This window comes from Thermovenabulum gondwanense (assembly GCF_001601575.1).
Taxonomy (GTDB): domain Bacteria; phylum Bacillota; class Thermosediminibacteria; order Thermosediminibacterales; family Thermosediminibacteraceae; genus Thermovenabulum; species Thermovenabulum gondwanense.
Window position 1 is genome coordinate 55248 of sequence record NZ_LOHZ01000020.1, and the last position, 18367, is coordinate 73614.

Consider the following 18367-nt stretch of genomic DNA (forward strand, 5'->3'; position numbering starts at 1 on the left):
TGCGTTAAATAAATGAGGCCTTTTGAGGTAAATCAGGGTGGTACCACGGGGAAAAAACTCCCCTCGTCCCTGGGAAGATCTTTCTCGGGACGAGGGGAGTTTATTTTTTGAAAAAAAAATTAAAGGGGGATTTTTATGGCAAAAGTATATTACGACAATGACGCGGATTTGAAATTACTCCAGGAAAAAACAGTAGCGGTAATAGGTTATGGAAGTCAGGGGCATGCCCACGCTTTGAATCTAAAGGATAGCGGAATACAGGTAGTAGTTGGATTATATGAGGGGAGCAAATCCTGGGAAAAAGCAAAAGAGGATGGCTTACAGGTGGATACCGTTGAAAATGCAGCAAAAAAAGCGGATGTTATTATGATTCTTACTCCTGATCATACTCAGCCGGAAATTTACGAAAAATACATAAAGCCACATTTGACCGAGGGAAAGGCTTTAGCTTTTGCCCATGGGTTTAATATACGTTTTTATCAAATAGAACCACCCAAAAATGTTGATGTATTTATGGTCGCACCAAAAGGGCCCGGCCATATTGTAAGAAGGATGTATCAACAGGGTAATGGTGTTCCCGCATTAATAGCAGTACACAATAACTATACAAATAAGGCTAAGGAAATAGCCTTAGCTTACGCCAAGGGAATAGGAGCAACAAGAGCGGGGGTTATTGAGACAACTTTTGCAGAAGAGACCGAAACCGATCTTTTTGGTGAGCAGTGTGTCCTATGTGGAGGTTTGACGGAACTTATTAAGGCTGGATTTGAAACCCTTGTGGAAGCAGGATATCAGCCGGAGATAGCTTATTTTGAATGTTTAAATGAAATGAAATTGATCGTTGATTTAATCTACGAAGGCGGAATAAAATGGATGCGTTACTCCGTAAGCGACACGGCTAAGTACGGCGATATTACCGTTGGTAAAAGGATAATAAATGAGGAAGTAAGAAAGGAGATGAAAAAGGTATTAAACGAAATACAAAACGGCGAATTTGCGAAAAAATGGATTTTGGAAAATAAAACAGGAAGACCTTTTTATAAAACAATACTGGAAAAAGAAGCAGAACATCCCATAGAAAAAGTAGGTGAAGTTTTAAGGAATATGATGCCCTGGCTCAAAAAATGATTTGAGGTGAAATAATGACGGGAGCGGATTTGTTACTTTCTACACTGGAAGAACTGGGCGTTCAAGTAATTTTTGGTTTTCCTGGAGGGTCTGCCCTTCCCATATACGATGCACTTTACAGAAATAAAAAAATTAAACATATCAGGACGGTTCATGAACAAGGGGCTGCCCACGCCGCCGATGGCTATGCAAGGGCAACGGGGAAGGTAGGCGTAGCCCTGAGCACGTCCGGACCGGGAGCTACAAACCTCGTGACGGGTATTGCTACTGCGTATATGGATTCTGTACCGGTGGTGGCATTTACCGGCCAGGTAGCTTTACCCCTTCTGGGCAGGGATTCCTTTCAGGAAGTGGATATAACGGGCGTTACACTCCCTATTACGAAGCACAGCTTTATTATCAGAGAAAAAGAAAAAATAGTTAAAAAGGTCAAGGAGGCTTTTATAATAGCTTCAACAGGAAGGCCTGGTCCCGTAGTCGTGGATCTCCCTAAAGATGTGATGTCATCCGAAGTGGATCCGGGATGTGTGGACAGAGAAATTAACGGTTTCATCAGTTCTTTTCAGAAAAAGTATCAAACTACGTCGGATATCGAAGAAAAAATCGATAAAGCCGTGCGCTTGATGGAGGAATCCAAAAGACCAGTAATTTACGCCGGGGGAGGAGTGGTTTCCTCTCGGGCCTGGAAGGAAGTATTGGAGCTGTCGGAGAAAATATCCGCTCCGGTAGCAGTTACCCTGATGGGATTGGGGTCTTTTCCCCATGAACATCCACACTTCCTGGGAATGCTCGGGATGCATGGTACCGCTTATGCAAATTACGCTGTTTCAAAATGCGATCTACTAATAGCTCTGGGTGCGAGATTTGATGACAGGGTAATTGGGAAAGGCAGTGAATTCGCAAAAAATGCAAAAATCATTCATATAGATATAGATCAAGCAGAACTGGGCAAGAATAAAAGCGCAGACCTACCCATTAAAGGTGATTTAAAGGAAGTTATGAAAAAATTGTTAAACAGGGTAAGCAAAAGATATCTGAAGGATTGGCTTCAGGAAATAGAGGTCTTAAAAAGTAAATATCCACTTAATTATAAGAACGAGGGGTTAAAACCTCAGTATATTATTGAAAAAATATGGGAAATTACAAAGGGAGATGCCCTGATTGCTACGGAAGTAGGTCAACATCAAATGTGGGCGGCTCAATATTATAAATTCAGGGAACCCCGTAGCTTAATAACTTCCGGCGGACTTGGAACCATGGGATTTGGTTTACCGGCTGCTGTTGGAGCAAAAATAGGAAGACCTGACAAAATAGTATTTAATATCGCCGGTGACGGAAGTTTTGAGATGAACTGCCATGAACTGATTACAGCTGCCCGGTATAATATTCCTATTGTAGTTGTAATATTTAACAACGGGAGCTTGGGAATGGTAAGGCAGTGGCAGGAACTTTTTTACAATAAGCGGTATTCCCATTCAATTCTTTCCGAAGAACCCGATTATGTAAAAATTGCTCTGGGTTGTGGGTGCAATGCAATAAGGATAAAAGAAAAAGACGAAGTAGAAAAAGCTATATTAGAAGCAATAGATTCGGGTAGACCTACCGTTATAGAAGCTATGATTGACAAAGAAGAAAATGTTATGCCTATGGTTCCTGCAGGTGAGCCCATTTACAATATGCTCGGGGTATAAAAAGGGCACAAACATATCTTTTAGGGGGATGAATATGAGCGTACAGGTTTATATCAATGGGAAATTTTATAATAAAGAAGATGCCAAAATCTCGGTTTTTGATCACGGCTTTTTGTACGGGGACGGAGTTTTTGAAGGTATAAGAGCTTATAATGGCAGGGTGTTTAAATTAAAAGAGCATATAGACAGACTATACCATGGTGCCAATGCTTTAATGTTAAATATTCCTTTGTCCAAGGAGGAAATGATAGAAGTAGTCTTAGAGACATTAAGGAGAAATAACTTAAAAGATGCTTATATCAGACTTGTTGTTTCGAGAGGGGAAGGAGACTTAGGACTTGACCCCAGAAAATGTAAAGAGCCAACAATAATTTGTATTGCTGATAAAATAACCCTTTATCCTGAAAAAATGTATGAAGAAGGTTTGGAGATAATAACTGCGGCGGTTAGAAGAAATCCTGCGGAGGGAGTAAATCCTCAGATAAAATCACTGAACTATCTGAACAACATCCTGGCAAAGATCGAGGCAAATATGTATGGTGCCTTGGAGGCCCTGATTTTGAACACAGAAGATTATGTAGCAGAGTGTACGGGAGATAATATCTTTATAATTAAAGATGGAAAACTTATTACTCCTCCACCTTACGCTGGAATTCTGGTAGGAATAACACGAAATGTCATTATGGAACTGGCAAAAAAACAGGGAATCAGTGTAGAAGAAAAAGTATTTACGAGGTTCGAAATCTTTTCTGCCGATGAATGTTTCCTCACCGGTACCGCAGCAGAAGTGATTCCCGTTGTTAAATTGGACGGAAGACCTATAGGGGATGGTAAACCCGGTCCTATTACTAAAAAATTATTAAGCGAATTTAAAGAATATATCAAAAACGAAGGTACCCCTATCTACAAATAAAAAAACTTATCTGGCTCCTGAAAAGGGGCCATTTTTTTATGCAAATTTTATACTTGAAAAGACATAATACTACCTTTTAAGGAATAAAGTTTTAATGTAGCAATATATGGGAGGTATGTACAATGCAAAATTCATATTCGGTAGATATAAAAAAAGGTCTTACTAATAGGGAAGTAATGGTTAAAAAAAGATTATTTGGAAAAAATGAAATTATAGAGAAAAAAAAGGTAAATCCGGTGACTATTTTTTTAAATCAGTACAATAATCTTATTTCTTATATGCTCTTCGGGTCTCTGTTCGTATCTTATATTTTGGGGGAAATAACCGATTCCCTGGCTATTTTAATAATTATTCTAATTAACGGTATAATGGGTTTTATCCAGGAATATAGAGCGGAAAAATCCTTAGATAAATTAAAAGAACTGACAGCACCCACCACCAGGGTATTAAGAGACGGTGAAATTAGGATTATTCCCGCCCGGGATGTGGTGCCCGGTGATGTGGTTTTACTGGAATCGGGAGATCGGGTACCTGCGGATGGGAAAATATTGGAATGTGAAAGTTTTTTAGTAGATGAATCGCTGCTTACAGGGGAATCCTTTCCGGTAGAAAAAAGAGCTTTTGACTTAAATGCAAATAATAAAGGACTAAAAATTCACAGAAAAGATATGGTTTTTATGGGAACCTTGGTAATATCGGGCAGGGCAAAGATACTTATTACGGAAACGGGCATGAACACGGAAATGGGTAGGATTGCCCATATAATTCAAAGTATTGAAGATAAAAAAACGCCTCTGCAAAAGAAACTTGAAATACTGGGCGAAAAGTTGATAGTAATATGTTCATTAATTTGCGTATTTGTTTCATTGGTAGGTATTCTGCGCGGAGAGAGCATGGCAAATATGTTTTTATTTGGTGTTAGCCTTGCGGTAGCTGCAATCCCGGAAGGTTTGCCGGCTATAGTGACGATAGTCTTAGCCATGGGTGTTCAAAGGATGGCCAAAAAAAATGCGTTAATCCGAAGGCTTCCTGCTGTAGAAACCTTAGGATGTGCTACAGTAATTTGCAGCGATAAAACCGGGACACTTACAGAAAATAAAATGACCGTAAGGAAAATATATGCAAATAATGATATGTATATTGTAACGGGGACCGGCTACCGATTGGAAGGAGAAATAGTAAGAAAAGATGGAAGTGTTTTAAATAATGGCGAAGAACTGAGAAGATTATTTGAAATAGCGGTTTCATGCAACAACGCTTACCTGAAAGAAAAAGAAACATCTAATTTTCTTTTAAACTTGATGGATTACAGGAAAAAAGAACTGACTATTTATGGTGATTCAACCGAAGCTGCATTAATCATTGCAGGATTAAAAGGTGGGGTGGGCAAAGAAGAAATCGACGAAAAATATGTGAGAGTAAAGGAAATTCCTTTTAATTCGGACCGAAAAAGAATGTCGGTTATGGTAAAAACAAGAAAAGGAGAGCTTCTACTTTTTACAAAAGGCGCTCCCGAAGTGGTAGTTAGCCTTTGTAAATATATGGAGGTGGGAGGAAAGGTTATTCCTTTAACTTTTGAAGATAAAGAAAGAATCATGAAAGTAAGCGAAGAAATGGGGAGGGAAGCGCTGAGGGTTCTGGCTTTTGCCTATAAACATGTAAGCTTAAATGAGGCAAAAAAAGGTGACTTGGAAAGGGATTTAATATTTTCAGGTTTAATGGGTATGATAGATCCTCCCCGGAGAGAAGTAAAGGAAGCCATAGAAAAATGTTTTACTGCAGGAATTAAACCTGTAATGATAACAGGAGATCATAAATCTACGGCCTGGGCTATTGCAAAGGAAGTAGGCCTTTTAGATAAAGGAGGGCGAATAATAACAGGAGAGGAGCTGGATAAAATAACGGATAAAGACCTTGAAGAGATAATTGAGGACATAGCTATATATGCCCGGGTTTCACCGCAACATAAACTAAGAATAGTCAGACTTCTAAAAAAGAGGGGTCACGTCGTGGCAATGACGGGTGATGGGGTGAACGATGCGCCTGCAATAAAAGAAGCGGATATTGGAATTTCTATGGGGCTTAGCGGAACGGATGTTACAAAAGAAGCTTCGGCAATGGTATTAACGGATGATAATTTTAGAAGCATTGTTAATGCTGTCGAAGAAGGAAGAATTATTTACGAAAATATTAAAAAATTTATCAGGTATTTGCTTTCATGTAATACGGGGGAAGTTTTAACGATGATTTTTTCAATAATACTCGGTTTACCTCTTCCCTTATTTCCAACCCAGATTCTTTTGATGAACTTAGTAACCGATGGACTTCCGGCAATGGCACTGGGTATTGATCCGCCCGTTGAAGATGTGATGAAAAAACTTCCCAGAAGAAAAAAAGAGGATATTTTTGCCGGTGGGCTTGGGAAAAAAATTTTTGTAAGAGGTGTCAAGATAGGTATATGCACGATAATTTCTTATATCTTTGGAATGTACCTATCTTCCGGGGATCTTATTTATTCCAGGACCTTAGCTTATTCTACTTTGATAGTATCCCAGCTGATATTTGCTTTTGAGTGCAGAAACGATGAAAAAGGGATCACCATTAAATCAATATTAACCAATATTTACTTGTTATTTTCGGTAATAATTTCCTTTGGTGTGTTTTTGTTAACTATTTATGTTCCGAATTTACAGGGTATCTTTCATACAGTTCCCTTAGATTTTTCGGTCTGGATTTTCATAATAGCTATTTCTGCAATTGGAACTATAATTTAATCTCTCTTGAGCTTTTTCGACAAATTTAATTTTAATTTTAGGAGGAATTTTCATATTTTTGTGGAATTAATATTATAAAAGCACCCGGGAGGGATGTATATGTTAAAAGACCTGGAATTTTCAATAAACCTTTACACAGAAGGAGAAAGATTTTTTGATTTACTGAAGGTCCTCATAAGAGACGCAAAAAAATCTCCCTGGCCCCATGAAAGAGAAAGAGCTATTTTCGCAGAAGGTTTATTAAAGAAAGCATTGGAAACTTACGAAGAAGCAGTAAAGCATGCAGAAGAAAAGGTTGTATCGGGTTTTTGTACTGAAGAGGATAAGCGACTGGTAAAAGAAATGAGAAGGAGATTGGATTACTGGAGAAAAAAATACGAAGAACTCTCGATGGAAAAAGTAGGATCCTCCTGCGGGATGTAAAAAGAAGGGATGGAAATGAAAGCTGTTATTGGTGATATAACAAAAGTTTCAGCTGATGTGATAGTCAATGCAGCAAACGGCATGGGTCCTATGGGTGGTGGAGTAGCCTTCGCAATAAAAAAAGCGGGTGGGAAGGTAATAGAGGAAGAAGCTATTGAAGTTTGCAAAAAATTAGATCCTCAACCGGGAGATGTTTATGTGACCACAGCGGGGGCATTAAATGCAAAATATATATTCCACGCTGTAACCATGAAGTATCCCGCTGAAAAATCGAACATTGAGATTGTAAGGAAATGCTTAAATAATCTTATTACAAAAGCTCGAGAAATGAAAGTAAAATCAATGGTAATTCCGGCTCTCGCTACCGGAGTTGGCGGAGTTTCTAAAAAAGAAGCAGCAAAAGTTTTTAAGGAAATATTAAAAAATGTGGAGGATATAGATATCACGGTTATGGATATTAATGAAGACTTTATAGAATATATTAATGAAAATTAATTATTGTATGACCGCAATAATGCGGTTTATGTTTTTTTGTATAATAAAAGTAAGTTCAATTAACAATAAAAAAGAGTGCAATAAATAAAAATAAATTGAATAATAAAAGGGAGGTAAAAAAATGCCCACTGTAACTTTTTCAGCTAAAGCTAACTGGAAGAATGGAATGGTAGTTGAAGGTGAAGCAAGGGGATTTAAAGTAACTGTAGATGAGCCAAAAGAGCTGGGAGGAACCAATACCGCTATGAACCCGGTGGAATTGCTCCTGTGCTCATTGGGAGGATGTATGGGAATTGTAGCCAGTGCTTTTGCACCAAAATGCGGAGTGGAATTAAAGGGATTCTCGGTAGAATTGGAAGGCGATCTTGATCCCGATGGATTTTTAGGTAAAAATCCCAATGTGAGGAAGGGTTTTTCTGAAATAAGGTATAAAATGCATATCATATCCGATTCACCGGAAGAAAATATAAAAAAACTTTACCATCTCATTGAGGAAAGATGCCCTGTTAAAGATACTCTTCAGGGTGTTCCCGTAAAAGGTGATCTTGTTATAGGTTAAAAGGAAGGGAAAACGGCTGCCGATATAATCTTTGCAGCCGTTTTAATTTTTGTCTTTAATTTTGAAAGCCTTAAATATAGAATATTGGTAGTAGCGTTTTATTTTAAAAGTAAGGTGATGAAAATGGAAGAAGAGATTTTAATTAAGGCCCAGGATAAAAAAAATAAAAACGAGGTACTTTTATATCTTTTGAAAAACAGGGGGAAATACGTATCCGGAGAAGAACTGAGCGAAAAATTGAATGTGACCAGGACGGCTATATGGAAACATATAAATGGATTCAAAAAGCTTGGATATGAAATTGATTCGGTTCCAAGGCTGGGGTATTGTTTAAAAAATTCACCCGATATATTGTATCCTGAAGAAATATGGAAGGATGAAGAACTAAAATTCTTAGGCAATAAAATTTACTATTATGAGTCCATAGGATCCACAAATGAAAAAGCAAAGATTTTGGCAGTAAACGGGGAACCCCATGGCACTTTGATTTTATCTGAAAAACAAACTATGGGTAAGGGAAGAATCGGCCGAAAATGGGAATCTCCAAAAAATGAAGGTATTTGGTTATCTATGATTTTAAGGCCTAATTTATCTCCCGAAGAGGCCCCCAAAATCACCCTGGTGGCTGCAGTGGCCTGTGCAAAAGCCACAAGGAAACATGGAATAAACTGTGCCATAAAATGGCCGAATGATATTTTATATGAGGGAAAAAAATTAGCAGGAATTTTAACCGAAATCAGCGCGGAAATAGATAGGATAAATCATGTTATAGTCGGTGTAGGCATAAATGTAAACACCAAAAAATTTTCCGTTGAATTGGAAAGCATTGCCACATCTTTGTATTTAATAAAAAAAGAACCCGTTGACAGGAAAAAAGTATTAATAGATTTTTTAAAGGAATTTGAATATTTTTATTCAAAGCTGGAAAAAGGAGAATTTCAAGATGTGCTGAAGGAATGGAAGGCTTTAAATTGTACTATTGGGCGTAATGTAAAAATAATAGGAAAAACAAAAGAGATTGAAGGGATAGCTTTTGATATAGATGAGTTAGGAGCATTGTTGATTAGAAAAAACGATGGTAGTGTGGAGAGAATATTGAGCGGAGATGTTTCGTTAAGATAGGGCATAAAAAAATAAATATTATTAAAAATAATAGTGGAGGTGTTTACATTTATGCACGATAGAGAAAAAACCATTGAGGAGATAATCGACTTTATAAAACACCATAAAAATTCCCTTGCAAGCATTAATATTTGTTCAAGGATGCTGGGAGATAAATTTATTAAGGTGGATGATGAGGTAATTCATGAGTTGCAGGTAAAACTTCCTCGAGCTGATAATGAAGAATTGGAAACTTTTTATTATATGATTAAATAAGGATTTTAAATGAAAAAACCATGAAATATAACGTCCCTGCGGTAGACGGCTGCAGGGATTTTGTTTATAATATGTAATACTAAAAAATATAATTATTTATATAAATCCTAATATTAAAAAAGGGGGAATGTTAGTGATTAATATTATTTTGAGCGGGGCAAACGGGAAGATGGGAAGAACCCTTCGTGAAATCATAAAGGAGAGCAATGACTTCAAAATAGTAGCGGGGGTAGACAAAAACACGGAAGGCGGTGAATTTCCAATATTTGATGATATTTTTAAAATTACTGTGAAAGCAAATGTAATACTTGATTTTTCACATCCTACATCTATAGAAAATCTTTGCAGGTATGCAAAAGAATATGGGATTTCTTTAGTAATAGGAACTACAGGACTGGAAGAAAAACATTATGAAATGTTAAAAGAAACCTCTAAATTAGTACCCGTATTCATTTCTTCCAACATGTCCCTCGGGGTGTTCTTACTGGTAAATCTTGTTAAAAAGGCAGTAGAGGTTCTTGATGATTACGACATAGAGATAATAGAGAGACATCACAATCAAAAAATTGATGCACCCAGCGGAACGGCGTTAATGATCGCCGATGCCATAAAAGAATTAAAAAAGGACTGCGAGTATGTTTTTTCCAGAGTAGAAAAAAGGAGAAAAAGGGATAAGAATGAAATAGGGATTCACTCCATCCGGGCGGGTAATTTAGTGGGTGAACATAGGGTTTTAATCGCCGGGGAAGACGAAACCATAGAACTTGCCCATACCGTAACATCAAGGAAGGTTTTGGCCAGGGGAGCACTGAAAGCTGTAAAGTTTGTCGTAGGTAATACTCCCGGATATTACACAATGAAGGACTTAGTTTAGTCTTTCACCGCAGAAGGGACAATAATTAAAATTGGGGTTGACGATATTACCGCAACGAGGACAGGTATTTGGATTAAAATAGGATAAATCTTTTAATCTGGAAAAATCAATTATTGAAGTTTGTTTAAGCTCGTTAATATAATCCTTAGGAACCTCGTAAAAAGCCCTGCAGCATCTTAAGGTTACGTAATACCTGTGGTTCCATTGAAATAAAGGAATAAAAAAGAAGTGAAAATAAGTATAAACCTCTATGAGCTCTGCCCGGGTTAGCCTTCCGCAGCGCGGGCAAATGGTGCTTTCAAATTCTTTAATAGTTTTTTCTTTATCCTGGATTCCAAAAATCCCGAAAAAAAACATTTATATTCCTCCCGACACTAAGTTCTGTTTATATTTTATAAGTTTTTTATTACTTTTAAAGCAATGTTACGATAAAAAATTTTTTTGTAAAATTACCCCAATTTTATTATATTATACTCCGAATAAATATTATTAGAAAGAGGGGCAAAAAAAACTACAAAAGGAGGAGATGGGCTTATGAAAGGGTTCTTCAAGATTATATCTTTAACTCTAATACTGGTGATGGTTTTATCAACGGTTGCTTTTGCAAAACCTAATGGTATGGTGCCCGGCAAGGGGTTACAGGCTAAAGAAAAAGTAATGCAAAGCGTTAAAGAAAAAAACATCATGGAAAAGATTGACAGGGTTATTGAAGAAAAAGTAAAGGAATTTTTAAAGGATCCCAGGGTGCAGGAAAGGTTAAAAAATCTTATTAAAGAGCAGTTAGAGAAAAGGGAGAAAACAAAGGCTAACATCTCAATGAACCCTAAAAAGGTGCAGGAATTCAAGAACAAAGTAAAACTTAACGGCAAAGAAGGGAAATTTGATGCCCCACCGGTAATAAAGGATGGAAGGATACTTATACCAATAAATGTGATTAAGAACGTCTTAAACGCAGAAGTCAAATGGGATGAACAAAATAAGGTGGTTTACATTCTTAAAGGAGATAAAACGGTAGCAATAGTATTGGGTTCCATGGAAATCATTGTAACAGAGCCCGGCAAGGAAAATAAGATAACGATTGACGTACCGGCGCTTTCAATAAACAACAGGACGTATGTTCCTATAAGAGTATTGAGGGATATTTTTGGATTAAAGGTTTATCAGGATAAGAATGGGGATGTTCAAGTAGAAGGTTCTAACGAACAACAGGCCGGTAATCAAAACAATAACGAAAATACGAATAGCACAAGCAATGCTTCCGACACTTCAAGCAACCAGGCTACAACCGGTCAGGGAGAACAAACCAATGATCAACAAAATCAAACTACGCAAAATGGAACCACCGATCAAAATCAAGGGAACAACGGCGGTTCGTCCGAGTCTACCTCCGAACAACCTCAGGAGCAAACCACAACTCAAAATCAATAAGCAGGGTTTTTGACCCTGCTTTTTTGTTGTATAATAAATATACCTGTCATTGTAGAAAATAACGCAAAATTATTTGGAGGAATTTTTATGCAAACAACGGCAAAAAGAAACGAAATTAAATTGCTTCGAAAAGAAATATTAAGACTTGCCTGGCCTACCATTTTAGAGATGCTTTCCGGAACCGTAATATGGGTAGTGGATACCGCTATGGTAGGTCATTTAAGCGCAGAAGCCTTAAGCGCTGTAGGGCTTGGGAGCCATTTGGCTTACAGCAGTGCTTTTATTTTCGGTGCACTTGGAGTTGGAACGACAGCAATGGTGTCCCGATTTATTGGAAGCAAAGAGATTGAAAAAGCAAATTTTATAACCGGGCAATCCTTCATAATTTCCGCATTATTAGGGTTTGCAGTGTTTTTAATTAATTTTACCTTTGCTCAAAATTTGATATTACTTTTTACCAGGGATATTAAGGTAGTAGAATTGGGTACAGTATACCTTAAAATAGCTTCAGCAGGAGCAGCTTTTTATATTGCTGCTATGGTGCTAAATTCTGCCCTGCGAGGAGCCGGGAATACCATTATTCCGATGTATTCGGTAGCTATTGCCAATATTGTTAATATAGCGGGGGATTATCTTTTAATATTTGGTAATTTTGGATTCCCGAGATGGGAGGTTAAGGGAGCTGCTGTTGCTACTGCCGTGGCTCAGGTTTTATGTTTTTTAATAACCGCTTTTTATTTGTTTTACGGAAAGGGAAACCTGAAAATGAAATTAAAATATATTAAGAAATTGGACATCGAAATCATAAAAAAGTTAGTTATTTTAAGTATTCCCGCATCTTTAGAAGAAATTTCCTTTAATGTAAGTAGGCTAATTTCTACCCAATGGCTGAATCGTTTAGGAACGTTATCTTATGCGGCACACCAGGTCTCCGTCAGTGCTGAATCAATCTCCTTTATGCCCGGTTACGCCTTTTCAGTGGCTGCTTCTACTGTAGTTGGGCAGAGTTTGGGGGCAAAGGATGAAAAAAGGGCGGAAAAAGGGAGCATTGAAGCGACAAAACTGGCAGCAATTTTGATGAGTATGGTGGGTATAGCTTTTTTCCTGATTCCCGATAAAATTATCAATTTTTTTACCGATATTCCCCAGGTGGAGAGTCTCTCCACAGTATGTATAAAAATTGCAGCTTTTGAACAAACCACCATTGCGATTTCCATGACCCTATCGGGGGCATTAAAAGGGGCTGGTAATACTCAGGGGCCTTTCAGCGTAGTTTTAATAAGTACATGGTTGATCAGGCTCCCATTGATTTTTTTGGTTATATTTGTATTTAAAAAAGGCCTGGAGTATGTATGGATATCAACGGTGGTTCAGTATTTTTTTGAAGCTCTGCTTATGTATGCCTTATTTAAAAAGGGTGAATGGAAGAAGATAAAATTATAAAAAATTCCTTAAAGGTGTTAACCTTTAAGGAATTTTTTTTTATCCTCCGATTTTGACGAATAGCCCTATTTTTTCGAATTTATTTTTGATATATTTTATTTTTTCTTCCGGAGGAGCCTGGTTGGTGGGCATTTTGTATTCTTTCCCCAATCTTTGATATTTCTCACAGATGTCGTGAAAGGGCAATAGATCTATTTCATTAATTCCTTTTAGTGAAGCTATAAAGGAAGCTAAACTTTCAATATTTTCTTCAGTATCGGTAATACCCGTAATTACGGGAAAGCGTAATATTATGTCCTTTCCCCTGCCTTTTTCCAAAAGTAGCGACAGGTTCTGCTTTATTAATTTATTTGAAACTCCAGTATATTTTATGTGGTTTTTTTCATCGAAAAGTTTGATATCGAAAAGGAATAAATCCACATAATCGATAACTGATTCAAAAATATTGCCGGGAGCATATCCTGAGGTGTCAAGAGCGGTATGGATGTACCTTTTTTTGCACTCCTTCAGGACTTCAATTAAGAAAGCTGACTGGGAAAGAGGTTCTCCTCCTGAAAAAGTAACCCCGCCTCCTGATGAATCATACAAAAGGGTGTCTTTTTCAATCTCTTCAATTAATTCATTGCAAGTAACGGTTCTTCCTACAAGCCTTAAAGCACCCGTAGGACATGATTCGGAACAAATTCCACATCCATTGCAGGATTCGCGGTTAATTTTATGAATCCTTTCATTAATAGAAATTGCATTTAACGGGCAAACTAATTGGCAGGTCTTACAAAAAATGCATTTATACTCAAAATACATTAATTCTTTTGAAGGAGAGATTCCTTCCGGATTATGGCACCACCAGCAATTTAAAGGACATTTTTTAAAAAAAACAGTAGTTCTAATACCTGGACCGTCGTGTATGGCATACCTTTTTATGTCAAATATTATACCTTCTTTCATAAATTTACCTCCAGTAATTAATTAATTACAGCTCCTTATGCTCGGTTCTTGCAATTATTTCTTCCTGCAGTCCCTTAGGAAGGTTTACAAAATAATCGCTGTAACCGGCTACCCTTACCATCAAATCCTGAAAATCCTGGGGGTGTTTTTGCGCTTCCCGGAGAAGTTCGGCACTAACTACATTAAACTGTACGTGATGACCTCCCATTCTAAAGAAGGTTCGAATTAGCTGAGCAAGCTTTTTAATATTTTCTTCGTTTTCTAAAAGGTCAGGAGTTAACTTTTGATTAAGCAGTGCGCCTCCGGTTTTATCCCAATCGCATTTTGATACCGATCTGAAAACAGCAGCTATACCTTTTTTATCACTCCCCTGTATTGGGGAAATACCTTCAGAGACCGGGAATCCGGCTCTCCTGCCATCTGGTGTAGCTCCAGTTACTGATCCAAAATATACGTGTACTGTGGTAGGCAAAAAGTATGCCCTTCTTGATGCCCTTCTAACAGGTGTAGGCGGGTAGCTTTCTATCATCTCAACAATTCTGTCAACAAAATCCTTTGCGATTGCATCAGCGTAATCTTCATCATTTCCGTAAAAAGGCGTTTTATTTAAAAGTATTTGTCTTATTAACTCGTATTTCCCTTCAAAGTTGTTTTCTAATGCTTTTAAGAGCTCATCCATTGAAATATCCTTTTTGTCAAATACATGGAATTTTATTGCAGAAAAGGCTGAAGAAACCGTTCCCAGACCTACTACCTGGATATACTGGGTATTATACCTTGCTCCACCTCCGTTATAATCCTTTGCTTTTTTAACGCAGTCATCAATCCATAAGGACATAAAGGGTACCGGAAGATATTTAGAGTAGAGGGCCTCAATTATATCGTTACCTTTCATTTTTATGTCCATAAAGTGCTTTACTTGTTTCAGAAAGGCTTCATAAAGCTCTTCATAGGTATTAAAATTCCTCGGGTCTCCCGTTTCAATACCCAGTTTTTTACCTGTTCTGGGGTCAATTCCGTTGTTTAAGGTAATTTCGAGTATTTTAGGGAAGTTAAAATATCCGGTTAAGATGTAAGCTTCTTTTCCGAATGCCCCCGATTCTACGCATCCGCTTACTCCACAGGTACGGGCATCTATTAGGCTTTTTCCCTGTCTAAGCATTTTTACGATAACACCATCAAAATTGAAAAACGGAGGCTCACCGAATCCTGGGGCGATTACTTTCAGTGCGGAAGTCAAAAAGCGATCGGGATTTTTATTGCTAATTAAAACCGCAGTATTTGGTTGCAATGTCCTTATTTCATCTAAAACTTCGAGAATCATATAGGATATTTCGTTTACTCCATCAGCACCGTCTTCTTTTAAGCCACCCACGTTAATCTTGGTAAAATCATTGTAAGTAAAACTTTCTTCAGCTGTTACCCCTACTTTTGGAACAGCGGGTTGATTATTAATTTTAATCCAGAAAGCTTCCAAAAGTTCCTTTGCTTGTTCTCGCGTAAGCCTTCCTTCTTTTATATCCCTTTCATAAAAAGGGAATAAGTGCTGGTCAATACGACCGGGGTTGAAAGAATCCCAGGGGTTTGTTTCATATACAATTCCAACGTGTATAAACCAGTAATGCTGAAGGGCTTCCCAGAAAGTTCTTGGAGCATGGGCGGGAACCCATCTACAAATTTCTGCCATTTTTGTTAATTCTTCTTTTCTTTTTATATCCTTTTCATCTTCCGCCATTTTTTGAAGTTTTTCCGAGTAACGCTTTGCATATATTATGAGAGCATCTGCAGCAATATCCATTGCCTTCAGCTCTTCCAGTTTATCGTAATATTCCGGATCGCTGGAATCCAATTCCTGCATTTTTTTCCTGATTTCTTCCTTTATATCTAATAGACCCTTTTTAAATATTCTGTCACCACCGGCAGTATGCCCGGGGGCTCTTTGCTCCATAAATTCCGTCCATAATCCTGCATTATAAGCTTCAATCCACTCTTCGGGAAGGTTCTCAAATATTATTTCCCTCATCGTTTTTCCCTTCCAGAAGGGGATAATTTCATTTTTATATAATTCCTTGGTTTCCTGATCCACACGATAGGGCATATTTTCTCTTGTATCTAAAATTTCCAAATCCTCCATACTGTGCACGCAAATTTCAGGATTTGTTGGGACTTCTTTTGGTCCGGTTCCTCTTAGCCCAACTATTAATTGACCTTCTTCCAAAGGAAGGCTTACTCTTTCCATCAGGTACTTAAAAGCCATAGCCCTGAGTACCGGAAAAGATTTACCTTTTGCCATTTCACTTTTGTAAAATTCAGTAATTATTCTCGCTCTTTCCGAAGAGATTTTCACTTCGGAATCTACACTTTCCTGCCTTAACCTTGCGATTCTTTCATTTATTGGTCTTACCGAAGACCTTCTTTTATCCATTTCTCTTTCTATTTTTTCTTTTGCTATAGCACACATAGTAACCCTCCTCCGAAATATAATTAAATTTGAATTAATTTAGTTAATTTATTATATTTGCAAAAATTGTGCCAATTAAAAAACCTGTTTTTGCCGGGATTCGTAATTCTAAAAGTGTATTAAATATGAGACAAATTCTCAAAATAAATACATTATATTTAAAAATTGACGTTAAGTCTGTTGATAGGATATTTTATCGATGATAAGATAATTTATATTAACAAAACAAAAAGATGAAAGGGAGATAATAATGGATTACACAAATTATGGTTTGCAAACAATACTTTCTCACTATGCTGAAGAAAATGAAAAGTATTTAGGGGCTGCTGCCGTACCAATCTTTGAAACCTCTACCTTTGTATTTGAAAGTTATGAAGATATAGATGAGGCTTTCTCTCATAAAAATAAAAGGTATATTTATACACGGGGTATGAATCCGACGGTAGAAATTTTAGAAAAAAAATTAGCAGCCCTGGAAAAGGGAGAAAGAGCAAAATGTTTTGCTTCAGGGATGGCGGCAATTTCATCGGCTATTCTAAATGTTATAAAGGCTAAAGACCATGTAATCTGTGTAAAAAATATTTACGGCCCTACATACAACTTTTTATCAAAGTATCTTACTAAATTTAATATTGAAACAACCTTTGTAAACGGAGAAAATTTTGAGGAAATTAAAGAGGCGGTAAGAGAAAATACTTCTTTAATATATCTGGAAAGTCCCAACAGTCTGATATTCATGCTCCAGGATATAAAAAAAATTGCCTCCTTTGCGAAGGAACGAGGAATAAAAACAATAATTGACAATTCCTGGGCAAGTCCGGTTTTTCAAAATCCACTGGAAATGGGTATTGATATGGTAGTTCATTCTGCCTCCAAGTACATTGGAGGGCACAGTGATGTAGTCGCCGGATGTATTGTAGGGAATAAAGATATAATTTGTAGAATTGAAGAAAATGAGTACCCTTTATTGGGTGGGATATTAGCTCCCTTTGAAGCCTGGTTATTGATTAGAGGTCTTAGAACTCTTGAAATAAGAATGGAAAAGCACATGAAAAATGCTCTTGCAATTTCTGAATTTTTGGCACAACACCCCAAAATTAGCAAAATATATTATCCGGGCCATCCTTCCCATCCTCAATACGAACTCGCAAGAAAGCAAATGAAGGGATTTTCGGGGCTACTGAGTTTTGAGATTGACTGTGACATAGAAGGGGTAAAAAGATTTATAAACAATTTGAAAATAATAAAACTGGGGGTAAGTTGGGGAGGATATGAAAGCCTTGCCTTCCCGCCGGTAATCAGCTATTCCAAGGAAATCCCGGCAGAAAGATTTAAAGATTATGGTATAAAACCGGGGTTGGTGAGGTTATCTGTAGGTCTTGAGAATGTTGAAGATTTAATCGATGATTTAGAAAGGGCATTGTCGAAGGTGTAACCTTAACTAAGTATTTTTATGTATTAAATATTCAAAATCTGCGAATGAAGAAAAATATTACTAAAAAATTGTACGGATATAAACGAAAATAATATTGACACTTAATTGTGATGTATGTATAATTATTAGAAATATTTTTTAATAAGTTAATAAGTTACAAAATAAAAAAACTAAAAATATTTTATTGTCTTGAAACTATATTGTATTGGGGTATTATTTTATTTTTTAACCATCCATGTTTAGTAAAACACAACCATTTATGAAAATAGAATTTGAGTTTCAAAAAAGTTCACTTTCTGTTAAATTAATAATAACAGGGTCAAAGGTTGATTTTATTTTGATGGATTTTATACCTCGAAATTTAACCTAATCTGATTACCTTTGAGCACAGCCAATTGTCGCCCCATATTATTTTAAT

At 37.0% G+C, this 18367-nt stretch carries 16 protein-coding genes and 1 other annotated feature (1 of these 17 running past the window's edge); of the genes, 13 read left to right on the top strand and 3 right to left on the bottom strand.

The window, feature by feature from the left end; translation table 11 throughout:
* Window positions 1-74, top strand: a binding site (T-box leader) (it extends 134 nt beyond the left edge of the window).
* A 61-nt stretch (window positions 75-135) separates the two neighbouring features.
* The 10 genes from ilvC to dapB all read left to right on the top strand — a co-directional run bounded on the left by ilvC (window position 136) and on the right by dapB (window position 10234).
* The gene (gene ilvC / locus ATZ99_RS02395) at window positions 136-1128 is read left to right on the top strand and encodes a ketol-acid reductoisomerase (RefSeq protein ID WP_068747645.1); all 993 of its coding nucleotides are present in this window, start codon (window positions 136-138) and stop codon (window positions 1126-1128) included.
* A gap of 14 nt (window positions 1129-1142) precedes the next feature.
* On the top strand, window positions 1143-2819 hold the full coding sequence (ilvB, locus tag ATZ99_RS02400) for a biosynthetic-type acetolactate synthase large subunit (protein WP_068747646.1): 1677 nt from the start codon (window positions 1143-1145) through the stop codon (window positions 2817-2819).
* 34 nt (window positions 2820-2853) lie between these two features.
* Complete coding sequence (ilvE, locus tag ATZ99_RS02405) at window positions 2854-3732, top strand: branched-chain-amino-acid transaminase (RefSeq protein ID WP_068747647.1); 879 nt, start codon at window positions 2854-2856, stop codon at window positions 3730-3732.
* A gap of 122 nt (window positions 3733-3854) precedes the next feature.
* Window positions 3855-6506, top strand: a complete 2652-nt coding sequence (locus ATZ99_RS02410) for a calcium-translocating P-type ATPase, SERCA-type (RefSeq protein ID WP_068747648.1) — start codon at window positions 3855-3857, stop codon at window positions 6504-6506.
* A 99-nt stretch (window positions 6507-6605) separates the two neighbouring features.
* Entirely contained in the window at window positions 6606-6929 is a 324-nt protein-coding gene (locus ATZ99_RS02415) for a hypothetical protein (protein WP_068747649.1), read from the top strand.
* 15 nt (window positions 6930-6944) lie between these two features.
* On the top strand, window positions 6945-7424 hold the full coding sequence (locus ATZ99_RS02420) for a macro domain-containing protein (RefSeq protein WP_068747650.1): 480 nt from the start codon (window positions 6945-6947) through the stop codon (window positions 7422-7424).
* A gap of 121 nt (window positions 7425-7545) precedes the next feature.
* On the top strand, window positions 7546-7983 hold the full coding sequence (locus tag ATZ99_RS02425) for an OsmC family protein (protein WP_068747651.1): 438 nt from the start codon (window positions 7546-7548) through the stop codon (window positions 7981-7983).
* A gap of 123 nt (window positions 7984-8106) precedes the next feature.
* Entirely contained in the window at window positions 8107-9105 is a 999-nt protein-coding gene (locus tag ATZ99_RS02430; protein WP_068747652.1) for a biotin--[acetyl-CoA-carboxylase] ligase, read from the top strand.
* 51 nt (window positions 9106-9156) lie between these two features.
* Entirely contained in the window at window positions 9157-9360 is a 204-nt protein-coding gene (locus ATZ99_RS02435) for a hypothetical protein (protein ID WP_068747653.1), read from the top strand.
* 133 nt (window positions 9361-9493) lie between these two features.
* Window positions 9494-10234, top strand: a complete 741-nt coding sequence (gene dapB / locus ATZ99_RS02440; RefSeq protein ID WP_068747654.1) for a 4-hydroxy-tetrahydrodipicolinate reductase — start codon at window positions 9494-9496, stop codon at window positions 10232-10234.
* Here dapB and ATZ99_RS02445 read toward each other — a convergent pair.
* A complete protein-coding gene (locus ATZ99_RS02445) occupies window positions 10226-10591 on the bottom strand; it encodes a zinc ribbon domain-containing protein (RefSeq protein WP_068747655.1) in 366 nt (121 codons plus the stop codon). The genes dapB and ATZ99_RS02445 overlap by 9 nt on opposite strands.
* Window positions 10592-10768: 177 nt before the next feature.
* Between ATZ99_RS02445 and ATZ99_RS02450 the strand changes: the two genes are divergently transcribed.
* A complete protein-coding gene (locus tag ATZ99_RS02450) occupies window positions 10769-11662 on the top strand; it encodes a copper amine oxidase N-terminal domain-containing protein (RefSeq protein ID WP_068747656.1) in 894 nt (297 codons plus the stop codon).
* An 87-nt stretch (window positions 11663-11749) separates the two neighbouring features.
* Window positions 11750-13105 carry an MATE family efflux transporter gene (locus tag ATZ99_RS02455; protein ID WP_068747657.1) on the top strand — a complete coding sequence of 452 codons (1356 nt, stop codon included), beginning with the start codon at window positions 11750-11752 and terminating at the stop codon, window positions 13103-13105.
* 39 nt (window positions 13106-13144) lie between these two features.
* Here ATZ99_RS02455 and ATZ99_RS02460 read toward each other — a convergent pair whose 3' ends face one another.
* Complete coding sequence (locus ATZ99_RS02460; RefSeq protein ID WP_068747658.1) at window positions 13145-14053, bottom strand: glycyl-radical enzyme activating protein; 909 nt, start codon at window positions 14051-14053, stop codon at window positions 13145-13147.
* A gap of 25 nt (window positions 14054-14078) precedes the next feature.
* Window positions 14079-16514: a trans-4-hydroxy-L-proline dehydratase gene (gene hypD / locus ATZ99_RS02465; protein ID WP_187694809.1), complete on the bottom strand. Its 2436-nt coding sequence runs from the start codon at window positions 16512-16514 to the stop codon at window positions 14079-14081.
* A 250-nt stretch (window positions 16515-16764) separates the two neighbouring features.
* Here hypD and ATZ99_RS02470 point away from each other — a divergent pair, with 250 nt between their 5' ends.
* A complete protein-coding gene (locus ATZ99_RS02470; RefSeq protein ID WP_068747659.1) occupies window positions 16765-17949 on the top strand; it encodes a trans-sulfuration enzyme family protein in 1185 nt (394 codons plus the stop codon).
* The last annotated feature ends 418 nt before the right edge of the window (window positions 17950-18367 follow it).